At 33.7% G+C, this 22327-nt stretch carries 25 protein-coding genes; 3 read left to right on the forward strand and 22 right to left on the reverse strand.

Going from position 1 to position 22327, the window contains the following annotated elements; genetic code table 11:
• Positions 1-6 precede the first annotated feature (6 nt).
• The 12 genes from cysC (FJR45_RS01225) to FJR45_RS01280 all read right to left on the reverse strand — a co-directional run bounded on the left by cysC (FJR45_RS01225) (position 7) and on the right by FJR45_RS01280 (position 7494).
• The gene (gene cysC / locus FJR45_RS01225) at positions 7-615 is read right to left on the reverse strand and encodes an adenylyl-sulfate kinase (protein ID WP_193151001.1); all 609 of its coding nucleotides are present in this window, start codon (positions 613-615) and stop codon (positions 7-9) included.
• Positions 605-1330 carry an adenylyl-sulfate kinase gene (cysC, locus tag FJR45_RS01230; RefSeq protein WP_193151002.1) on the reverse strand — a complete coding sequence of 242 codons (726 nt, stop codon included), beginning with the start codon at positions 1328-1330 and terminating at the stop codon, positions 605-607. Before cysC (FJR45_RS01230) ends, cysC (FJR45_RS01225) begins: the two co-directional genes overlap by 11 nt.
• Entirely contained in the window at positions 1330-2700 is a 1371-nt protein-coding gene (gene cysN / locus FJR45_RS01235) for a sulfate adenylyltransferase subunit CysN (protein ID WP_193151866.1), read from the reverse strand. Before cysN (FJR45_RS01235) ends, cysC (FJR45_RS01230) begins: the two co-directional genes overlap by 1 nt.
• Before the next feature lie 91 nt (positions 2701-2791).
• Complete coding sequence (locus FJR45_RS01240; protein ID WP_226966450.1) at positions 2792-3268, reverse strand: hypothetical protein; 477 nt, start codon at positions 3266-3268, stop codon at positions 2792-2794.
• Positions 3265-3549 carry a nucleotidyltransferase domain-containing protein gene (locus tag FJR45_RS01245; RefSeq protein WP_193151003.1) on the reverse strand — a complete coding sequence of 95 codons (285 nt, stop codon included), beginning with the start codon at positions 3547-3549 and terminating at the stop codon, positions 3265-3267. The genes FJR45_RS01240 and FJR45_RS01245 overlap by 4 nt, the downstream gene beginning before the upstream one ends.
• A gap of 2 nt (positions 3550-3551) precedes the next feature.
• A complete protein-coding gene (gene cysD / locus FJR45_RS01250) occupies positions 3552-4463 on the reverse strand; it encodes a sulfate adenylyltransferase subunit CysD (protein WP_193151004.1) in 912 nt (303 codons plus the stop codon).
• 3 nt (positions 4464-4466) lie between these two features.
• Complete coding sequence (locus FJR45_RS01255; RefSeq protein ID WP_226966500.1) at positions 4467-4901, reverse strand: hypothetical protein; 435 nt, start codon at positions 4899-4901, stop codon at positions 4467-4469.
• The gene (locus FJR45_RS01260) at positions 4901-5185 is read right to left on the reverse strand and encodes a nucleotidyltransferase domain-containing protein (protein ID WP_193151006.1); all 285 of its coding nucleotides are present in this window, start codon (positions 5183-5185) and stop codon (positions 4901-4903) included. Before FJR45_RS01260 ends, FJR45_RS01255 begins: the two co-directional genes overlap by 1 nt.
• Positions 5186-5502: 317 nt before the next feature.
• Positions 5503-6057, reverse strand: coding sequence for an IS630 family transposase (locus FJR45_RS01265; protein ID WP_193151007.1), 555 nt, complete (start codon positions 6055-6057; stop codon positions 5503-5505).
• Complete coding sequence (locus tag FJR45_RS01270; protein WP_193151008.1) at positions 6021-6422, reverse strand: helix-turn-helix domain-containing protein; 402 nt, start codon at positions 6420-6422, stop codon at positions 6021-6023. Before FJR45_RS01270 ends, FJR45_RS01265 begins: the two co-directional genes overlap by 37 nt.
• 30 nt (positions 6423-6452) lie before the next feature.
• On the reverse strand, positions 6453-7184 hold the full coding sequence (locus tag FJR45_RS01275) for an IS630 family transposase (protein WP_347402234.1): 732 nt from the start codon (positions 7182-7184) through the stop codon (positions 6453-6455).
• A gap of 7 nt (positions 7185-7191) precedes the next feature.
• Positions 7192-7494, reverse strand: a complete 303-nt coding sequence (locus tag FJR45_RS01280; protein ID WP_193151010.1) for a helix-turn-helix domain-containing protein — start codon at positions 7492-7494, stop codon at positions 7192-7194.
• 435 nt (positions 7495-7929) lie between these two features.
• On the opposite strand from FJR45_RS01280, the gene FJR45_RS01285 reads away from it, so the two are divergent.
• Positions 7930-8187: a type II toxin-antitoxin system Phd/YefM family antitoxin gene (locus tag FJR45_RS01285; protein ID WP_193151011.1), complete on the forward strand. Its 258-nt coding sequence runs from the start codon at positions 7930-7932 to the stop codon at positions 8185-8187.
• Positions 8171-8455 carry a type II toxin-antitoxin system RelE family toxin gene (locus FJR45_RS01290; protein WP_193151012.1) on the forward strand — a complete coding sequence of 95 codons (285 nt, stop codon included), beginning with the start codon at positions 8171-8173 and terminating at the stop codon, positions 8453-8455. The genes FJR45_RS01285 and FJR45_RS01290 overlap by 17 nt, the downstream gene beginning before the upstream one ends.
• A gap of 462 nt (positions 8456-8917) precedes the next feature.
• On the opposite strand, the gene FJR45_RS01295 is transcribed toward FJR45_RS01290, so the two are convergent.
• Positions 8918-9541, reverse strand: a complete 624-nt coding sequence (locus tag FJR45_RS01295; RefSeq protein ID WP_193151013.1) for a nucleotidyl transferase AbiEii/AbiGii toxin family protein — start codon at positions 9539-9541, stop codon at positions 8918-8920.
• Positions 9542-9783: 242 nt separating this feature from the next.
• Here FJR45_RS01295 and FJR45_RS01300 point away from each other — a divergent pair, with 242 nt between their 5' ends.
• Positions 9784-10980 carry an IS110 family RNA-guided transposase gene (locus FJR45_RS01300; protein ID WP_193151014.1) on the forward strand — a complete coding sequence of 399 codons (1197 nt, stop codon included), beginning with the start codon at positions 9784-9786 and terminating at the stop codon, positions 10978-10980.
• Between the two features lie 20 nt (positions 10981-11000).
• Here FJR45_RS01300 and FJR45_RS01305 read toward each other — a convergent pair whose 3' ends face one another.
• The 9 genes from FJR45_RS01305 to cysN (FJR45_RS01350) form a co-directional block, all read right to left on the reverse strand.
• Entirely contained in the window at positions 11001-12035 is a 1035-nt protein-coding gene (locus FJR45_RS01305) for a transposase (RefSeq protein WP_193151868.1), read from the reverse strand.
• 228 nt (positions 12036-12263) lie between these two features.
• The gene (locus tag FJR45_RS01310; RefSeq protein ID WP_193151956.1) at positions 12264-12536 is read right to left on the reverse strand and encodes a hypothetical protein; all 273 of its coding nucleotides are present in this window, start codon (positions 12534-12536) and stop codon (positions 12264-12266) included.
• On the reverse strand, positions 12523-12807 hold the full coding sequence (locus FJR45_RS01315; protein WP_193151015.1) for a toxin: 285 nt from the start codon (positions 12805-12807) through the stop codon (positions 12523-12525). The genes FJR45_RS01310 and FJR45_RS01315 overlap by 14 nt, the downstream gene beginning before the upstream one ends.
• Positions 12808-13254: 447 nt before the next feature.
• Complete coding sequence (locus FJR45_RS01325; protein WP_193151016.1) at positions 13255-14301, reverse strand: transposase; 1047 nt, start codon at positions 14299-14301, stop codon at positions 13255-13257.
• Between the two features lie 143 nt (positions 14302-14444).
• Positions 14445-15140 carry a sugar nucleotide-binding protein gene (locus FJR45_RS01330; protein ID WP_193151017.1) on the reverse strand — a complete coding sequence of 232 codons (696 nt, stop codon included), beginning with the start codon at positions 15138-15140 and terminating at the stop codon, positions 14445-14447.
• Positions 15140-16216: a hypothetical protein gene (locus FJR45_RS01335; protein ID WP_193151018.1), complete on the reverse strand. Its 1077-nt coding sequence runs from the start codon at positions 16214-16216 to the stop codon at positions 15140-15142. The genes FJR45_RS01330 and FJR45_RS01335 overlap by 1 nt, the downstream gene beginning before the upstream one ends.
• Positions 16210-19179: a rhamnan synthesis F family protein gene (locus FJR45_RS01340; RefSeq protein WP_193151019.1), complete on the reverse strand. Its 2970-nt coding sequence runs from the start codon at positions 19177-19179 to the stop codon at positions 16210-16212. Before FJR45_RS01340 ends, FJR45_RS01335 begins: the two co-directional genes overlap by 7 nt.
• Positions 19180-19259: 80 nt before the next feature.
• The gene (locus FJR45_RS01345; protein ID WP_193151020.1) at positions 19260-20600 is read right to left on the reverse strand and encodes a hypothetical protein; all 1341 of its coding nucleotides are present in this window, start codon (positions 20598-20600) and stop codon (positions 19260-19262) included.
• 262 nt (positions 20601-20862) lie between these two features.
• Positions 20863-22326, reverse strand: a complete 1464-nt coding sequence (gene cysN, locus FJR45_RS01350) for a sulfate adenylyltransferase subunit CysN (RefSeq protein WP_193151021.1) — start codon at positions 22324-22326, stop codon at positions 20863-20865.
• Between the last annotated feature and the right edge of the window lies 1 nt (position 22327).

The raw sequence follows: 22327 nt of genomic DNA on the forward strand, positions 1-22327 counted from the left end.
ATGTTTTTATTCTCCTGAAAAATATCCGTTTTTTTCTAAGTAAGTCACAATTTTTTCTACACTTTCTTCTAAGGACATTTTATCTGTTTTTATGTTAATTTCTGCTTTATCCGGTGCTTCATACGGAGAGGATATTCCTGTGAAATTTGGTATTTCCCCTTTTCTTGCTTTTTCATACAGGCCTTTTGGGTCACGGCTTTGACATACTTCCAAGGGTGTGTCTATAAAAATTTCTATGAACTCATCTCTCTTTACTAATTTTCGGACCATCTCTCTTTCTCTTTGAAAAGGTGATATAAAAGCACTCAGCACTATAAGCCCGCTGTCTACAAAAAGCTTTGCCACCTCGCCAATGCGCCGTATGTTTTCCACCCGATCTTCATCAGAAAAACCAAGCCCGTAGTTTAGCCCCATGCGGATGTTGTCTCCATCTAAAAGATAAGTATGTTTTTGTAATTCCAGTAGTCTGCTCTCTACAGCATTTGCTATGGTAGATTTTCCACTGCCACTTAAACCGGTAAACCAAAGTATGCATGGTTTTTGTTTTTTTAACTTTGAGCGTTCTTGTTTTGAGACTTGGTGCTCGTGCCAGACTATATTTTCATTATTTGACATGATTCTTCTTTATATATTTTACTATTATTCTTACTGCTTCTTCAACGGAGGTATTATCTGTATCTATCACAATCTCTGCATGCTGCGGCTCTTCATAAACATCATTGACACCTGAGAAGTTTTGATACTCACCACTAAGTGCTTTTGCGTAAGCACCCTTATAGTCTCTCTCTTTACAAGTTTCTACATCAGCCTTCACATAAACAACGATGTTGTTTTTCACCATTTCACGAATAGCTTTTCGGCTCTCTCTGTAAGGACTTACAAATGAAGCCACAGTAGAGACTGAGTTGTTTTGCAGTGTCTTTATAAGGTTGCCGATGCGATGCATATGACGATTTCTCTCTTCTCTTGTATAACCAATGTCTGGAATAAGCTCTCGTATATCTTTAGAGTCAATTCTTTCGAGTGGTATCTGCAGTTCCTGTAACTCTTCATAGACTCTGTCTGCTATAGTTGTTTTTCCACTCAGTGGCAAACCTGTAAACCAAAGATTAAAAGGGTCTATTCTCTTTTTGCCCCATTTTATTTTTTGCCATACTCTTTCATGGAACCAGTAAAGCGCAATTTTCAGTACCGTTTCTATCATTCCTGCAGCTATGGCAAGATCCAGCCTGTCAAAGAAAAAATAAACTATTGCAATGGTTGTAGTAGTCGCAACTACTCTCCAGCTAATCCCTTTGACAATGGAACGCTTATTTGTCTCTTTATACATTATACACCCCTGCACCCCCACTCAGGAAAGTTTTCCCGTATGTAACGATTGAGTGCTTTTTCTGCTGCTGTGTACTCTTTTATGGCATTCTCTGCTTTGTCACTCTCTCTTGCGGCTACATCCACTATCATACCTGCGCCTACTGTATTGTTTGTCATTCTGTCAACGACTATAAAACTTCCTGTGAGGCGGTTTGATGCATAGGGGTCTGCTGCTATCGGGCGGGTAAGAACCATTTTGCATGAGGCGATATCATTGAGTCCCAGTTCTTTTAGCTGTTCGCGTTTGTAGGTATTGACATCTATTTTGTAGTTTATATGCTCAAAGCTTCCGTTTACTACAGAAGTGGCTCTTTTGATATCATAGTTTTTTCCGATCTGCATCGGTTTTTCATCCATCCAAACCAGCATGACTTTGAGTGCGTTTGAGACTCTTGGAAGAGAAGCAGTGTGCACGAGCATATCACCACGACTGATGTCTACTTCATCTGTAGTTGTAATAGTCACCGCCATTGGAGCGTATGCCTCTTTACATGTAGCTTCACGGTCTGTTTCTGTGATATCTCCGGCATTGATGATGCTTTTTACTTTTGTGGTTTTTCCACTTGGAAGAACTGTTATATCATCACCAACAGCTACACTGCCTGCTGCAATAGTTCCGCAAAAACCTCGAAAGTTCAGATTTGGACGGTTGACATACTGTACCGGAAATCTGAAGTCTTCTTCTTTTATCTCTTTGCTGATGTCCATAGTGTCCAAGAGTTCCAGGAGTGGTTTTTCCTCGTACCAAGGAGTATGTTGGCTTTTGTTCACCACATTGTCACCATCAAGAGCACTCAGCGGAATGAAGTATCTGTTTTTTATGCCAAGTTCATCTGCGAGTGCATTATAGTCTGCTTTTATCTTCTCATAAACCTCTTGGCTAAAGTCAACAAGGTCCATTTTGTTAATGGCTACTATAACATGCTCTATACCTAAGAGGTTTACTATGAAGCTGTGTCTTCTTGTCTGTGTGAGAATTCCTTTGCGGGCATCTATGAGTATGATGGCCACATCGGCTGTACTTGCACCTGTTACCATGTTCCTGGTGTACTGTTCATGACCCGGAGTATCGGCTATGATGAATTTTCTGCTTTCAGTTGCAAAAAACCTGTATGCCACATCTATGGTAATGCCCTGTTCCCGTTCACTCTGCAAGCCGTCAACAAGCAGAGCCATATCTATCTTTTCGCCTGTTGTGCCGTATTTGTTACTTTCACTCTCTGCCGCTGCAAGTTGATCATCAAAGATCATCTTGGAGTCATAGAGCATACGTCCTATAAGTGTACTCTTACCATCGTCCACGCTTCCACATGTAAGGAAGCGAAGCATATCTTTGTTTTCATGTTCTTTGAGGTACTCTTCAATGGAGTCAATAGACGGGCTACTGTAAGTTGTCTCTTGCAATGTTAAATCCTTATTTTTATTTTACTAAAAGTCTGTTTTTTACAAAAGTGTGCACACTTTTGTATATATTTACAAGCCTGTCACTCTTCTCGTAAATAATATTGATAGTATCAACAACTTCATCTTGATTAAAACTGTATTCATGTGCTATCTCATTTCTTATTTCTCTTAATGCCAGCCATTCATTTTTATCTATGACTTCTAATTCTTCGAGTCTGTTGAGTATGTCTATAAAAGTCATTTTTTTGACATCTTCTTTAGACATAATCATAATAGCTCTAAAAAGAGATTCTCCCATTGTGTCTTGCAGTTTGGAAAATCTAAAATTTAGCTGGTCTATAAAACTGCTTGTAATTTTATCTATTTGAAGATATTGTTCCAAACTGAAAGGCATGAAAGCACTTAAGTACTCTTTTGCATCAAGGAGTTTTTCCACATGTTTGTCACACTCATAAAGTTTTTCCTTAAAAGTATGCTCCACATTTTGTTTCATAACTCTATTCCTTTTGTCAGTGCTTCCTGTTCTATAAGTCTGTTGCTGTCCCTTGCTATGATCAGATCAATTTTCTGGTCACCTATCTTTTGTTTTAGGCGAGATAAAAACTGTATCTTTTTTTCTAAGGGATTATTACTGTCTGATTGAACAAACAGGTCTATGTCTCCGCCTTTTTCAGCGTCATCTGTGCGACTGCCAAAAAGGTATATTTTTCCGTCTTGAAAAGTTTCCAAAAATATCTCTTTTATAAACACTCTTTCCTTTTCTGTCAAGCGCATTTTTAAAAATACCCCTCAATTTTTTTCTTCTCCATAGCACCTTCACTGTCTTTATCTATGAGGCGACCTTCACGCTCACTACTTGTTGAGAGGAGCATCTCTTTTATGATCTCAGGAAGTGTTGTCGCATTTGAGTTGATGGCACCTGTGAGTGGGTAACAACCAAGTGTTCTAAAACGAACCATCTCATTTTTGGCAGTTTTACGAAGCTCTTCGGGCATACGCTCATCATCCACCATTATTTTTGTTCCCTCATACTCAACTACTGGTCTTTCTGCCGCAAAGTAGAGCGATGGAATAGGGATGCCCTCAAGGTAGATGTACTGCCATACATCAAGTTCTGTCCAGTTGCTTATAGGAAAGACACGGACACTTTCACCTTTTGCAAGAGCAGTGTTATAGACATTCCAAAGTTCAGGTCTTTGGTTTTTAGGGTCCCATCTGTGGTTTTTATCACGAAATGAAAATATACGCTCTTTTGCACGGGACTTCTCTTCATCACGGCGAGCACCACCGATGACAGCATCATAGCCACCGTCATTGAGTGCCTGTTTTAAAGCCTCTGTTTTCATAATGTCGGTATGTACTTTACTTCCGTGTGTAAATGGACCTACATTCATCTCTACACCTTCAGGGTTAGAGTGAACAACAAGGTCAAATCCCAGCTCTTTCATTCTGTTATCACGAAATGCTATCATCTCTTTAAATTTCCATGTTGTATCTACATGTAAGAACTTAAAAGGAGGTTTGGCGGGAGCAAAGGCTTTTAGTGCAAGATGCAGCATCACAGAGGAGTCTTTTCCTACTGAGTACATCATCACAGGGTTGGTAAACTCCGCCGCTACTTCACGGAGAATGTGGATGGACTCTGCTTCAAGTTGTTTGAGGTGGGTTAGGCGTTCTTTGGTTATCATAAATTAGTTTTCCTTCTTTGTTATGTAGTTTAAAGTATTTTTTATAATTTGAATGAGATGCTCAGTATATTGCAAAACTTCTTCAAACACTTCAGTGAGTTTTTCTTCTATATACTCATGAGCTATTGTGTTTCTAATATCCTTCATTATTCTCAATTCTTGTATATCTTCAAACAAGCCTCTTTTGTGAGCATTGTTTACAACATCTACTAAGGTTCCTTGGTTTTCAAACTCATAGGCATCTATTGTCCTAAACATTTTTCTTATTAAAAAATCTATGCTTCTGCTGTATCTTGCACACAATGTTTCAAATTTACCAAATTCTTCAATAGTATAGTCTTTTTTTAGCCCTATTTGAGAACACTCTTTAAAAGAGATCTCCAGCCAAAAAAGTTGTTTTTCCAATAATTGTTTATCAACAATAAGTTTATCATACATCACAATAAAACAGCCTTTTTAAAGATATACCTGGTAAATGGATTTTTAAATTCTCCGTTATCAAGTACAATATCAATCTTTTGCTCTCCAAAGTAGTTAAAAAAATCTATACGAATAAATCGTAAATCTTTTTTTGTTAATGACTTAGATACTATAAGCAAATCTATGTCACCACCTTTTTTTGTATCATCAACACGACTTCCAAATAGATACAGTTGTGCATCTTTTGAGAGTTCATTCACTTTGTTTTTCAGTACTTGAATTTGCTCTGTTTGTATCCGCATTTTTTCTTCCTCTGCCCAATTAACCAATCCCTCAGCTTTTAATACTTTATTATACTGTAAAGAGAAAATAAGTCCAAATCATATCCGTCTCGTTTATTTATTATTTATATTTGGCTTTTTGTTGTGAAATCTTGCGAATTATAACAGCTCTTGTATTATGTTAAACTAAAACAAATATCATTCGTCATAAAGCTCCAAAATTTAAATCTGCAAAGTCATCACAAAGTGCATCATACCTATAAAAGAGCCTGTCCTTTGTTTGGCTTTTTGTTCAATGGTGTCTATAACCTCTGGCTCTCTTCTAAAATATTGCCATCCTAAAACAAACTAGTGCATAACTTCAAAAGTTTAGCTTTATCAGTTTCATTAATATTTTGAAGTAAATTAGTTACAAATTCCACGAACTTTTTAGCTGTACTAAAATAGATATTTTTTACTTTTGATTTTAGAAAACTCCAAACTCTCTCTATTGGATTATATTCTGGTGAATATGGAGGTAAGAAGATCAATGTGATGTTGTTTTTCTCGCAATACTCTCTAACTTTTTTGGTTTTATGCCAAGAAGCATTATCAATCAAATAAGCTATATGCTTATCTCCATAATACTCTCTCGCAATTTTAAAGTGTTCTATCGTTGTAAGAGCATTGCCTGTGTCGTGAAATGATGATATTAGATGTCCATCACTTAGGTTAAAACTACCAAAGCAATTAAGACTTGTCCCATAGCGATAGCCTGAATAACTTACAGCTTCGCCTTTTGTTGACCATGAAGTTATATGATTACTTTCAGATGCAAATCTACTTTCATCTTGGGAAAGTAACACTGTAGTTGCACTCAAAGATAATAGAGTTTTTTTACCTCTTCTTTCCATATGGATATTTTTTCTTCTGACTTTTTTGGATCGATTTTAGTTGCTACCTTATGAGTCAAATTCAATCTTTTTAAAATAGGATAAATACTACCTCTTGGGTATTTAACATTAAAGTGATATTCAATTAAATCAGCAATTATATGACCATCCCAACCTTTTGCATACACTGGATAGGTAGTTGTAAGTATCTTTTTTAGCTCTCGCATCTGTTCTTCATTTAAAAAGCTTTTATGGTCGCCTCCACGATTATCGCTTAGGGCTTCTATCCCCTCATTAAAATAAGCACTTATCCATGTTCCAACATAACCAGCACATCTATGCATTAGTTTTGCAATTTTACCTTTTGGTATGCCATCTAAGAACATTGATAAGTACCTATCCAAAAATAAAACCAATTAATCAACCATAACCAAAGGGTAAAATTTCTTCTCATACAGTGTAAAATCTATGACTCTCTTATCTCCATATTCATTAAGCATTCGCTCAACATATTCTTTCATTGCAGTATAGCTTTGATAAGCAGACATTTCCATCCAGTGATATTTGATAAATTTCCAAAGAATTTCAATAATATTGAGTTCTGGAGAGTAAGGAGGTAGATAGATTAAAGTAAGACCTCTATTTGCCCATTTTGGGATATTCTCTCTGAATTTTTTACTTTTGTGAAAGGATGCATTATCCAATGTTACCACAGTAGGCTTCGTAAGTTGAAGAGAGAAGTCATCAAAGACTTCAATAACAGTATCACTTGTTACAGAGGACTCCTTGATGTATGCTTTTAGATCTTCTTGTTTGGAGATAAAACCAAGAACATTAAACCTTTTTGCGTGGAAAGATTTAATCACCATTGTTGCATTTACAGGTGACCAGGAATAAGGGATATTTGAGTTAACAGAAAAACCACTTTCATCAAAGTAATAATGATTGATTTTGCCTTGTTGTGCGAGTAAATCATACTTTTGCAAGTGCCTCTTTTTCTCTTCATAAAGCGTATTATCTGGTTTCTTTGCAGGAACAAATCGTAATCGCTTATAGCTGAACCCCATCTCTTTAAGGTATCTTCTGAGCGTTGATTTAGAAAAAACCTTAGTAATCTTTTTTCCCAATTTTGTGATTGCAGCACTTATACTGAGTTTATTTTTTAAAAACTTCTTTTATCTTATCTTCATCTTCAACTTTTAGTATTTTCGGTCGCCCTTGTTGTGGTATATCCTTAAGGCTGGCTACTCCTCCTCTCTTATACCGAATTAACCAATTATAAACTGCATCCGTACATGAACTCAACTTTTTTGATATTTCTAAAACACTTATCTTTTGTGAATTTAGAAGTACTCCCATCGCTCTTTTCTTCTCTCTGGCTTTATTGGATTCCTCTATGAATTTATAAAGCTCTAACTCTTCTTTTTCGTCTAATTTTATATAGCTACTATGTCTCATATTTAGGCATAAGCAATTTCTGTTCTTTTTTTGGTTTTATTTTTGATTAGGTACTTATTTAGGCATAAGCAATTTCTGTTCTTTTTTTGGTTTTATTTTTGATTAGGTACTTACTGCTAATAACCTTTCTTTTACAACAACACTCTTCTCTTGTCTCATCAACTTGGAGACTTCTTCTCTTGCATTTTCTGGAATATTATAAACAACTCGAGGCATTTTTTTCTCTTTTTTCACTCTTTAAGCAATATCTGTTCTTATTTTTAAATTTGATTTATAATAGCAATAGTCTTGTCACTTTCAGCCCGGACTGAAGTCCGCGTTCCAGGAAAACCTCAAATAATTATCTTGGTGTTCTTGCCATTACTTTTGTCCCTCCTACTTTGACAAAAAACACTAAATAAGGTATAATAATCCATATCATATAAAGGACTAAATATGCAGCCAATGTTAGCAAATTATACAGCAAGTATTACAGAACTGAAGCAATCACCAACTCAGTTGCTGAAGGATGCAGGAAACGAGGCAATAGCGATACTCAATCACAATGTTGCCAGCGCCTATCTGGTACCCAGCGATCTCTATGCCAAAATGATGGATATTATCGATGATTATTATCTGACACGAGCGGTAGAAGAGAGATATAATGATGGAGAAAAACCGATCAGAGTAGATATTGATGATTTATTATCTTGATTTTCATCCAAAAGCTTTGAAGGAGTGGAGTAGGTTGGATTATGCCACAAAACAACAATTCCACAAAAAACTCAAAAATAGATTGTCCAATCCAAGAGTACCAAAAGACAGACTTAGCGGATATGCAGATGTATATAAAATAAAACTTAGAAATGCTGGATATAGATTGGCTTATGAGGTTAAAGATGACGAGATTGTGGTGTTTGTGATTAGTATAGGGAAGAGAGAAAACAATGAAATTTATGATAATTTAAAAGATAGAATTTAAAATAACGCTGCTTGACCCCTATTAAAAGAGTCAATGCCATTATAGATCTTTACAAAATATTGTTAGAAATCTTTAGAAAAGAACCTCTTAAGTTGTCTTAACCCTGTATTTGCTCACGCTTTATTAGAGTAGAAAATACTCTCTCTTGTGAGTTGACAATGAGTCTTTTAAAGATTTCTTTCATCATATGACACTCATAATTATACTACTTTATATACTTTTATACAAGGACAAAGAGGTTTAGACCAAGAGTTCCAACCCTCCAAAAGTAAATACTTGACCCTGCCATTCTTATAATAAATTTAGGACAGCTAACGCGGCATAAACGGAAGCTGGAAATATTTCATTTCCTTGTTGGGCATATTTATCGCTATTCGGATACGTTCTACGATCTGAAATATCATTTGCTTCAAGCTTTTCAAGAACAAGATCTTTGAATCTTTGCAATTGATAATAATCTAATCACTTTAGCCTACTTTGAAAAAAATCTCTTATCTTTTCCTTTGTTATTTTTTCTTTTGGTTCTAAATAAATTATATTTTCATCTTCAATATCATCTATGTAGAGCAATGCGATTGCAAATAACTTAAAAGTAATTCCATCCAATATATCGAGGCTGTATTGAAATATTGTTTTTAGAGTAAAACACTCTTTTGCTAAAAAATACAGATCATAATAATCTCTATATTTTGCCCTTAAAAACAACACATTTACTTTCATTGCAGCGATTGAGTCAAGAGAGGCTAAATTAAATCTTTTAATATCCGATGGCTCTAAAAAGCTCCATTTTGCATTAAAAAAAGTTACTTTTACTCCATCTAAAAGCAAATCAACTTGCTCATCTGTTTGGTTTAAAATCTCTTTACTGTCAAAAATCTTAATAAAATCAAATATTTTTTGTTTATTAAAATTATCATCATATGTAAAAAAATCTAAATCTTCACTCTTTCTATGACATAAGTGAAGCGTAAGAGCAGAACCTCCAACTAAAACATAATCATTTAAAAACGGACAACTCTCAACCATCTTTACCAAAAGTTTTTGTGTGTTAGGAAGCAAGCAATTTAAATTTTTCAAATCTTTCATTTTTAGCCTCCTACTAATAAATTTAATATAATTACATGTGAAGAGATAAGCAAGATGATCACATTTTTTCTAGATCAATGATAGAACTTTTAATGAAGTTTTATTAAATCTCCAAGGAGTCTATCACTTGCTTGTAATCCCAATAGGTTGATTAGGCTTCGAGCCTCTGTCATTATGGAGATAGGATAAAAGCAAGATTGCTTATCTGTTCACATGTAAAATAACTTGTAAAGGTGTTTGTGATGTATCAACAATTCTGTGGAATAGATGTAAGTAAAGACAGCTTTGACATTACTTTGCTTGAAAGCAGTGGTGAAGTTAAACTGCAAGAGAAGCTTTCAATGGATATAGAAGGATTTAATGCTTTGTTAAAGCACTTATCCAGCTACTCCAAAGAAGAGCTTCTTGTGTCAATGGAAGCGACAGGGATATATCATTTACCCCTATTGTCTTTTTTATTAGAACATAGTTTTAAAAGTGTAGTGATAAATCCCATACTCATAAAGAGTTTTATTGGTTCAACTACCTTGAGAAAGACTAAAAACGATAAAAAAGATGCAACTTCTATTGCACTGTTTAGTTTAAAATCGTATCAATCTTTACATCTTGCTACGACTGATGCTATTGAGAACATCAGACCACTCATTAGAGAGCGAGAATCGCTCTCTAAAGAAGTAGCAAGGTTAAAGACTGAAATAAAAGCTAACTTGACTCAATTATTTCCTGAATTGTTAAAGAACACAAACATATTTACAAAAAGCATTTTAAATCTGCTTCTACAAGCTCCTAGCCGTAAGGCTATTAGGAACTTGAAGAAACAGAAAATTCAAAAACTACTCGATAGTACCAGTGGCAATAAAGTTAGAATCTCTGCTGGGGAGATATTATTTCTTGCCAAGAACTCTATTGCTGTATCTGATAAGTATCTTGAAAAGGTTTTAACTTCTAAAATTAGAAGATTAATAACTGTTCAAGACGAACTATCTTTTCTTGATGAAGAGCTGCAAAACTCTTTAGAAGATACTGATATTAATGATGATATTGAAATATTACAATCAATACCGGGCATCGGTACAGTAACTTCTAAAAACTTTATGGTTGAAGTATCCTCTGTTGATAAGTTCAAATCCGTCAAGCAACTTTGTGCTTTTATTGGAATTGATCCATCTGTGAGACAGAGTGGTACTTCAGTCAACTATAGAGGCAAAATCTCAAAAAGAGGTAATGCCAACCTTCGTCGAACTATTTGGCAAATGGCAACAGGTGTTATACGAAGCTGTGAAAAATTTAAAGCCTACTACGACAAAAAACGCAGTGAAGGTAAAAAATTCAAACAAGCTGTAATAGCTGTAGCCAATAAGCTTTTAAAAACAATATTTGTACTTTTAAAGAATAAAACTAAATTTGATGAAAATTTAGTTTGTGGTGTTTCTAAATGAAACGTAAAATTTATGTTTTTTTAGTTAGGTTTCTTTATAGTTGACTCCTTAAAATAATCACTCTCTACATTCATACCAAAAAAAACACGAGAGAGCATAAGATTTAATTTTATAAATTGTTTATCATTTTTTAATTTTTCACTCCAAACTTTAAACAGGACTCTTTTACCAAACAGAGTAAACCCTAGTTTAATATCATCAAAATCTCCATATTTTAGCAGATATTCAATAAATAATTTTTCTGTAGCCTTACAATAAGTGATGTCTTTGCTGTAGCTCCAAAAAATCCCCTTATCTCTTAGTTTATTAAAGAGTTGTACTTTTTGTTTATATCTCTTATATATTTTTGATATAAAAACATTGGAAAGCTTAAGATAAGAAGCTATACTTGTTTGTGTATACCCATCATTTATAGCATCTGCAATCATAAACTCTCTATCTGCAGAATCAGTAAAATACTCTTCTAACTTCTTTGGTTTTTTCATACTAATCACATCTTCTTTTATGTCATACTTAGCATGAAATATTTTGTTAATGTTTTCCAACTCTTTGTGACTCATATCTGTAGTAAAATCTACAATTTTTAATAACTCATCGTTAGCACAGGACAGGGCACTCGTGTTGGTTGACATAGCCCATCTGTATTTTTTTATCTCATCTACAATATTTGCTTTTGTAGGATTCAATTCTATATACTTTACCAATGACTTTAGATAAACTTCATCATAAACAAACCAAGATTTAAACCTACCTTGAAACAAAGGGCCAACCCTTTTGTACTTGTTGTTAAAATAGATACTATACCTTGAATTTATTTGTCTCATAAGTAAAGAGAGATTTTCGTGCATAGTTTTTACTAAAAGGTGATAATGGTTACTCATCAAACAAAAAGAATAAACAGAAAAATCATATGTAAAAGCGCTCTCATCAACGATCTCTAAAAATTTCAAATAGTCATCGTCATCTAAAAAGATAACTCTTCTTTCTACACCACGATTGAGAACATGATAAAAACCTGCTTTTTCTATTCTTGGTTTGGTTTGCGTGCCATTGATTCTTTTCCTTTTATACTGCTAAAGATGATTATAGCATCTTTTAGTTAAAAGTAAATACTTGACCCCCTATTACGAAAGATTTAAATAAAGAGCAATCTCTTTTGCAATACCAACCTCTCTTGAGTAATTTTTCAAGTTCTTTTTCATCAAACTCTCTAGCAAAATCGATTTTCTCAATCAATGCAAAATTCAGCATTGAAAGTAAAGTTTTGACCCTGCTGTTCTGCTTTAAAAAGTCGGCTTCACCTTTTCTGTGACATATTGATGTATTAACGATGAGAGTATGGTCTGATAGGGTATGTTTAATTCAGCACTTTTTCTTTTGAGCGCCAACATATCAAATTCAGGTATTCTGATGTTGACATTTTTGGTTTTATTAAGAAAATTTTTAGCTGCCATTCTGGATTCTAGTAGTTCCTCTTCAAAATTTTCTATTCTTTCTAATTCGGAAGCTTTTTCCACCTCTTCGAGTAATTCCAATTCATAGTCATCCATTTTCATTACACGCTCCTTTATATAACTTGTTCATTTTTCGGCTTGGGACAATTGTCTTAAAAAAAATCTCATCATTTTCTTTGACATACGGTACCATGTGTACATAGTTTTGTAAACACACTATATACATTTTCTGATGAGGATATTTATCGGTATTGGGATGTTTAACAATATCCAAGACTTTGTCTTCATGAATTTGTGTCACCACATCTTCAAAACAGACACCTCTTTCTGCTTTTAAAAGTTTATTCTTTTCTATGTTCCATTTAAAGTTCATACAAAAGTATATTACAATTCATATCATTTGTCAATTACAAATTAAAAAATCATAATCTCAAATCAAGGTGCCAGGTGACAATAACAACTCATTTCCCACTTCTCTTTATTATCCCACACACCGCCTGTTGCGATATCCCCAACACCTTGGCGATCATATGCTGAGAGTACCCTTCTTTATATGTTTTTACGATTTGGCTGTTTCTCTCTTTTTTATCTCGTATCTCTGAAAATATTTCGGTAAGCCTATCAATATCAGGTTTTTTGTCTGTATTGGAAGCTTCTACCAAAGAAGAGGCTGTTTTGCTCCGTTTTTTGCAGTCACCCGACCCCTAAGTTTTCACTCTTTCTATGACATAAGTGAAGTGTAAGAGCAGAACCTCCGACTAAAACATACTTGTCTAAAAATGGACACTCTTCAATCATCTTTACTAAAAGTTTTTGTGTATTAGGAAGCAAGCAATTTAAGTTTTTCAAATCTTTCATTTTTAACCTCCTTAAAATAATCACTCTCCACATCCATACCAAAAAAAACTCTTGCTATCATAAGGTTTGTTTTAATAAAACTTGTATCAGCTTTAAGCTTCTCTTGCCAAACTTTTTTTACATACCTCTTTCCAAAAAGTTTTACCCCAAGTGCAATATCATCAAAATCACCATACTTTAAAAGATACTCTATAAAAAGAGTGTTGTTTGTCTCTTCATATCTTATACTTTTACTGTAACTCCAAAATATCCCTTTGTCTCTTAGTTTATGAAACAGCTTTACCTTTTGTCTATATATTTTATAAATCTTCGATATAGCTACACTCGAAAGATTTAAATAAAGAGCAATCTCTTTTTGTGTAAATCCATCTTTTATCGCTTTTGCAATACCAACCTCTCTTGAGTAATTTTTAAAATAACTCTCAAGTGGAGATTTCTTTTTTTGTTGAAAATAACCATTTTTAATTTCGACTTTAGATTTCATGAACTCATCTAATTTTTCAAGTTCTTTTTCATCAAACTCTCTAGCAAAATTGATTTTCTCAATCAATTCAAAATTTAGCATTGAAAATTCAACATTTGTCTTGCTGCTCATAGCCCAAGCATATTGACCAATCCTATGAGTCATACCTGCTTTTATGGGATTAAACTCTATATACTTTACCAATGTTTGTAAATACACTTCATCATACACAAACCATGATTTAAATCGTCCTTGCCAAAGAGGACCAACCCTTTTGTACTTGTTGTTAAAATAGATACTATAGCGTGAATTTATTTTTTGCATAATCATGGAGAGATTTTCATCGTTAGTTTTTAAAAGTAAATGATAGTGATTATTCATCAAACAAAAAGAGTATATCTCAAATAAATACTCATCTGATGCACTTTGAACTATCTCTAAAAATTCAAGATAATCCTTATTGGACAAATATATATTACTTCTCGCAACTCCACGGTTAACAATATGATAAAATCCTACTTTTTCTATTCTGCGTTTTCGGGGCATAAAAAACTCCTTGCCACTATTTTATCAAATTTTAGTTAAAAGTAAAGCTTTGACCCTGCTATTCCAAGTGCAAAATCGATTTTCTCAATCAATTCAAAATTCAGCATTGAAAGTAAAGCTTTGACCCTGCTGTTTTTAATACTTTAAGTTGTTTTTATTCGCTGTTTTAGTCTCTCATGCAGATATGATTTACCAAAACTTATATCAATATTATACTGAGAAGTTATATTGTAAAGAGAAGACAGGTCCAAATCATATCCGTCTCTTTTATTTATTATTTTATATTTGGCTTTTTTGTTTGTTAATTTTTCAATTATTTCAATTATTTCTACAATGCTGTATCTATAACTGTTGGCAATGTCAAGAGTTAGCTTTCCCTCATGTTGGTTTATTACATGTATAACAATTTTGTTGACATCCTCAATATCTATCACATAACGAAAAGCATCTTTATAAATTTGCATCTCTTTTTGTTCTTCAATAGCGTTATACAGATAATTGATGAGAGTCGGATGTTTTTTTAACTTCCCAAAAAGTTGGGGAACTCTAAAAATATAGTAATTGTCTGAATGCTCTTTTATGATTTTTTCCATATTTTTTTTATGAATATAGTAGTCATTTAACGGATACTCTTTCGCAGATAATGCACAACTACTGAAATAGACAAACTTTTTGTTTTTATTTTCAATGAGTGTTTTGACTAAAAGATTTTTTTCTCTCTCAAACGCATTTCTGTCGGTACAGTTTGAGTTGGCTACACCACTGGCATAGATAACCACATTATCATTATATTTTAGATTTTTAAAAGCTTGTGCTAATTGACCATTACCGACTATCATCAATCCATCTCTTTTGCAATTTGGGTACGCAATATGTTTACCAGTTTTGCAACTGTTTGGGGGGTTTTTTCCAGTGGAAAATCTATCAATTGCTGATCTATGAGTGTAGTAAGTTCATCAATAAAGTTTGTTGCATATTCCATTAACTCATTTTCTGTTTCTACCCCTTTCTTATTTGAATCAAAAAGAAAATCTTCTGAATACTCGTCCGGTATTCTGTTTAGTAACCATGCATAATCTTCTTTGAAATGTTTATCTATTATTGATTGAATAAGTTTTCCTGAAAATTGAAATTTTTCATTTCCAAAGTTTTTTAAAATCTCTGTAACTTTATGCTGAATAAGGATATTCCTGTGCCCAAAATCAGTTTTTGCATTTTTATGAAAATTAAAAGTAAATAAAACTGCAACAGCCTCTTTGGATAAAGACTCATTAGTAGTCTTTATGGCTGCAAACTGTTTCTCAATACCAACATGAGAACAAAAATCAAATAAAAGATCATTTTTAAGAAACTTTTTTGGGACAAAGGGGACGACGCTTACATTTTTCTTTCCATATGCTTTATCATAGTTTTCCAAATTTTTATATTTATGGTATATTTTTTTAAAGTCAAAAGAGTTAAGTTCATGGTTTTTTACTAATTGTTGAAATGCTGAATTACAAAATGAATAAACTGGTCTCACATATACTATTACTAAAGTTTTATGAAAAAACTTTTTTAAGAAATTTTTCATTTGTTTTATTTCATCATGACTACTGTGATATAAGTCTTCTCCAGATAATATATTTATGTCAGTTGAAAAATCGATAAAGTTATTTTTAAGTTGTTTTTTTGTTTTTTTTCTAAATTCTTTTATATCATTCTCTGTGAATTTTTTATTTTTAAAAAAATGATAATTTTCCGGGTTCTTTTTAAATAAGCCATATAAAGGCCCTGACTGGTTAGCAATGCTCAAATCAGTATATGAAACCCTTTCATCTTTTACCCCTTGAAAAAGATTTTCCTGAATGGTTGAAGAGCCTGTTTTTGGCATTCCTATATGCAGGATGCATAACTCTTTTTTTCTCTCTACCATACTATGCCTTTTCTATATACTGTATTGTATTCAAATCCATTGCTATTGACTAATGTCGGAGTTATTCTTTCGATGGCATGCATATAGCTTCCGTCATAAGGGAGTGGTTCTTCTTCTAGAACATCATCCGGGTTTAACGAAAACAATTGTTTTATTGACTCTGTCCGTGCCCAAAACATATTTCCGACAGGAAACAGAGGCGTGTCATTGAGACTCTCTATTTGCAACATCTCACACAGTTTGTCAACATATTCTTTATTTTCTCCTATATCTACAACATGAGGATCATCGGGAAAAACGAGACCTAGTTTTTTGTTTAAAGAAAAAAGACTCATAATACTGTGCGCTATATCCTTGTCACCTACAAGTGTGTTCAAAAGATACTCTCTCCATTTATCTCCGATACCATCATTAACATCCAGTGATTTTTTTGTATGAAAATGACCAATAACTTCATATTTGTTTGATAAGATTACTTCCTTAAAGCCAAAGTACAACGGACCGCTGTCTCTTCCTATGTTCTCTACAAGCATAACCTTGACACTGTTGGCACCACAATGACCAAACACGTCTTCTGCTTTTTGTATATCTTCTTCTTTGACAACACTTAACAATATATCAAATTTCCCAGGCAGGTTTTTAAAATATGAAGCAAACTCTTGTGCCAAATCTATATAGTATAAATGCAAATGTACAGCATAAAAGAAGTTGATTTTTGTAGTTTTTTCTATTGGCAATTGATGTGAAGTGTGTGTTTTTAGAATTCCTTGCTTATGTGCCTCAAAGACAGGAACAATATAGGGATTATTCTCAGCATAGTTTTCTATCCACAAAAGGTCATTAAAACCCGGTTTCGGATTTTTCATGCGAATGCCTTTGAGAGAAGCACTGACATATATGTGACATGCTTTCTCAATATTGCCTGCCGTATGATCATAATAGCTTAGGTCAAAGAGATTGTTCTGCAGAAGGTAGTTTGTTATAGCGTCGACATTCTTTTCAAATACTATTGCCTCATTCATAAGATTATCAATATAGGAAACATATTGATCAAAATCAAGATGTTCTTTGACCAGTTTTTTATTAATATCTGTTTTTGGAGTATTGCTCTGAAAGTATTGTATCAACTCAGCAGCCATTGCATATGTGTCTATGTAGTCTACAACGGTACAACTTGCCTTGTGTTCTTCTAGAAATTCTACAGAACCCGATGCATCTTTAAAGCATGCTATATGCAGATTGTGTTCCAGTGCATCGATGACCACATTCGGAAAAGGATCCATTCTTGATGTCAAACAAAAAACATCTGCAATTGAAAAAATCGTATCAAGATTCTTTTGATGCTGCAAAAATATAAAATCATCATCGAGTCTTGAATGTTCTATCTCTTTTTGCAACCAGACAGAGTATGCCAAATCGACTTCAGGATCAAAACCGTCACCAACCCAGACAAACTTACAAGAAGCATCATAATGTTGTTTTATGTATTTTGCAGTGGCTATGAAGAGGTCAACCCCTTTTCTTGGTTGTACCCAACCGGAACCTACGATTATCTTTGTTGTCTCTTTTTGGGTTACATGTAACTTCTTTAAAATAGCATCAGCAGTTTCATTTTTTCCGTGCCCTTGCGGGATAAAAGGTAATTTACCTTGAGGTTGGATGAAAATATTGGCCGGAACTGTTTTGGAATTAAACAAAGTAACAAACTCATCTTGAATAGAATTTCGGATGATTTTTGCAGGCACGATAACTTTATCTGCCAACAATACGCTGTTTGCCATAGTCCCTTTTGGTTTGATATAGTCTGAAAATTCATGCACGAGTAAAACGGATGGGATACTTAATTCTTTTGCTACGCTTGTAAGGTCATTCGTTACTACGGAATTTGCTATGATACACTTGATAGTTCTTTTTTTTAATAACTGTTTCAAATATATATAAGATTGCATCCAGACATTGTCTTTAATATCTACAAGCATCTCTTCACATATATTTAAAAATGCGTCATGTATATTTTTTTTCTCTAATACAATGTGAACAATGTTATATTTTTGTTTTAAGATATTTACTATGTTATACCCCAAGAGTGGTGCACCGGATGCACTCGACTCATGAGAGACAAAGACAACGGTCTCTTTTGTTGCATCATGTTTTAATGATCCCTGCTGTATCTTAGAGTTGTCAAAAACACCTTTTCGTCCCTCTACTTTTCCGGCAGAGATATAGTGTACGAGTGGGTTTATGCCTACACTTTGCACATCCGGATATGCGATAAAGTAAAATGATGTATCAAAGTAATTTGCTATAACCGGATCATATTTTTTCCAATTGATAATATAGTCCAGTATCGGATCTTCACTTACAAAAGGGTGTTGATTGAGAGTAAAATACTCACTGAAGTCAATATTTTCCGTGTGTATAATGTGATATTCATATTTTTGTTCTTCTGAGAGTTCGTCACTGCTTACTTGAGTCACTGTTTTAATTTCAATTTCTTTTGTATTTGCTGTCTCTTCTTTTACAGGGCAGGCACGTCCTTCTTTCTGCCCATAATGAAGATAATGCCATAAGAAGTCAAAGTCATCAGATAAATTTTGTAAGTCTTCATAGCTGTTTTTATAGGTATTTGCATCAAAAGTGGCTTTGAGTGCCTCGTATTCTTGTATGTTTGCAGGATTGGAAAAACGAAATTCTTTTTGCCCATGAACAATGTAATGGATGAAAGGAAATTCATTGTTTGTCTGTATATCTTTGTAGTAATGTTTGTACCAAACCGGATCAAACTCGGCATTTGGCTTTCTGTCTTCTTTGAGACCGATTTTTATAAAATGGTCTATAGGCGTTTCACTGGCTCTTCTTACATCACCGTATGCTCTTAAATAATACCTATTGTCAAAAAGTCTACTCTCTTCTATGATCTTTTTGTATTTTTCAAACTCTTTTTGTTTTTTTGTTTTAAACATCTCTTCTTCATCCTTACAAGCACTTTGTGAAATTTTGCGAATTATAACAACTTTTGTATTATGTTAAACTAAAATAAATATCATTTAAAAAGTAAATTTTTATACTCTTCAACCTTTTTTTTAAGTATAGGCCCATTAGGTCTGATTTTCAATGCTTCGTTTATAAAATAGTACGCCATTTTGATTTCACCGGATTTTTCTAAAATGAAAGCAAGTCCTCGTAAATTATCAACATTTTCAAACAAATCTTTTTGTAAATCAATAATGTTTGTAGGTTTTTTTGATTTTGCATTCGTTACAATATTAGAATCTAACAAGTTTTCTATATCATTCTCTAAAATATGGTTTAAAATTTTTTGTAAATTCAAAATATCGCTTTTATCAGTGTTTCTACTTAACTGTTTTAATATATACTCATAAGTCAATCTTCGTATCAAAGGGGATAGGGAACTATATATGTCTAATATTTCATCTGCAAATACACCGTCATATTTTATTTTATATGGTTCTTTGACTTTTGTTTTAGTATAATCAATGTTTAAAATACTTTTTAACCATTTTAAATCATTGGAATTTTGTTTAAGCACTCTTTCTTGATACTCTTTTTTAGGTATAAACTTGTTTCCCGATAAAAAATTAAGAAGTTGCGTATCTCCTTTAAATCGTCCGTCTGACAATTTCAAATTATTAGTTAAAGGTACTTTTGAGTTTATATATTTTATCAAATCTATAGCTTTGTCAGATACACCTTCATTGGTTTTCTCTATAGTTATTTTAGATAATACATCTTTATGAACTTCAAGAATATCACAAAAATAGCCAACTGGCCCCATTTCATGTTCAACAGAATCTTCAAATTTGTATACGATAATATTTTCTCTACCAAATACATTAATATATTTTTCAATTTTATTTCTATAAAAATTTTCATAAAGCTTTATATTGACCTCACCAACTCCATCCTTAATAAGCTGTTGCATATCGGAAGCAATATAAGACAGTATATCTCTAACTGCAACTATAATCTTAGTATTTGTAATATTCAATTCATGGTTAATAAACTTTTTTAGATTTTCTATATTTTTTTGAGTTAAAGCAGATGCATCTTCTGCAGATAACAGGATGTTTTTGCATTTTGTGTTCTTAATTTCACTGATAATATTTTTTCTATTTATTTCATTGTTTTCTTCAACTTGTTGCTTACTGTAATTGTTAAAAACATTAAATGAATAGTTCTCGGGCTTATCAGCAAACATACAATATATTTCCAAGTTATGTGCTTCTCTCCAGTTCTTAGGATAGTATAAATTATTTTTTTCAAATATTTTTCTATTTCTGTATATAGTCTTTTGAATTGAAGAAGTTGCTGTTTTACGAGTACCAATATGTAAAAATAATTTTTTTTTGTCTTTTTGTTTCATATTTTCCATTTTTTATTAAATCTTGCGAATTATAACAGCTTTTGTATTATGTTAAACTAAAACAAATATCATTAAAAGAGTAAGTCCAAAATTGTCTGTATACAGCAACAGGCGGGTGGTTTCTAAAAAGCCTGAAGCTTGACAATATCTATAGGTTTATGCAACACTAATTTAGCCAATTCTTTTCAAAACGACTTGAACGCTCTGTAGGCAAAACAAAGAGGTCAATATCACCACCTTTTTTTTATTCTGAAAGATTTTTTTAATCATTTGCACGCTCCATATTAATGCTTCTACACCCCCACTCAGGAAAGTTTTCCCGTATGTAACGATTGAGTGCTTTTTCTGCTGCTGTGTACTCTTTTATGGCATTCTCTGCTTTGTCACTCTCTCTTGCGGCTACATCCACTATCATACCTGCGCCTACTGTATTGTTTGTCATTCTGTCAACGACTATAAAACTTCCTGTGAGGCGGTTTGATGCATAGGGGTCTGCTGCTATCGGGCGGGTAAGAACCATTTTGCATGAGGCGATATCATTGAGTCCCAGTTCTGTTACCTGTTCGCGTTTGTAGGTATTGATATCTATTTTGTAGTTTATATGCTCAAAGCTTCCGTTTACTACAGAAGTGGCTCTTTTGATATCATAATTTTTTCCGATCTGCATCGGTTTTTCATCCATCCAAACCAGCATCACTTTGAGTGCGTTTGAGACTCTTGGAAGAGAAGCAGTGTGTACGAGCATATCACCACGGCTGATGTCTACTTCATCTGTAGTTGTAATAGTCACTGCCATTGGAGCATATGCCTCTTTACATGTAGCTTCACGGTCTGTTTCTGTGATATCTCCGGCATTGATGATGCTTTTTACTTTTGTGGTTTTTCCACTTGGAAGAACTGTTATATCATCACCAACAGCTATACTGCCTGCTGCGATAGTTCCGCAAAAACCTCGAAAGTTCAGATTTGGACGGTTGACATACTGTACCGGAAATCTGAAGTCTTCTTCTTTTATCTCTTTGCTGATGTCCATAGTGTCCAAGAGTTCCAGGAGTGGTTTTTCCTCGTACCAAGGAGTATGTTGGCTTTTGTTCACCACATTGTCACCATCAAGAGCACTCAGCGGAATGAAGTATCTGTTTTTTATGCCAAGTTCATCTGCGAGTGCATTATAGTCTGCTTTTATCTTCTCATAAACCTCTTGGCTAAAGTCAACAAGGTCCATTTTGTTAATGGCTACTATAACATGCTCTATACCTAAGAGGTTTACTATGAAGCTGTGTCTTCTTGTCTGTGTGAGAATTCCTTTGCGGGCATCTATGAGTATGATGGCCACATCGGCTGTACTTGCACCTGTTACCATGTTCCTGGTGTACTGTTCATGACCCGGAGTATCGGCTATGATGAATTTTCTGCTTTCAGTTGCAAAAAACCTGTATGCCACATCTATGGTAATGCCCTGTTCCCGTTCACTCTGCAAGCCGTCAACAAGCAGAGCCATATCTATCTTTTCGCCTGTTGTGCCGTATTTGTTACTTTCACTCTCTGCCGCTGCAAGTTGATCATCAAAGATCATCTTGGAGTCATAGAGCATACGTCCTATAAGTGTACTCTTACCATCGTCCACGCTTCCACATGTAAGGAAGCGAAGCATATCTTTGTTTTCATGTTCTTTTAAATAGCTTTCTATATCGGTTGTTATTTTATTTGTTGTTATTTCTGACATA

This window comes from Sulfurimonas sediminis (genome assembly GCF_014905115.1).
In the GTDB taxonomy this organism is placed as follows: domain Bacteria; phylum Campylobacterota; class Campylobacteria; order Campylobacterales; family Sulfurimonadaceae; genus Sulfurimonas; species Sulfurimonas sediminis.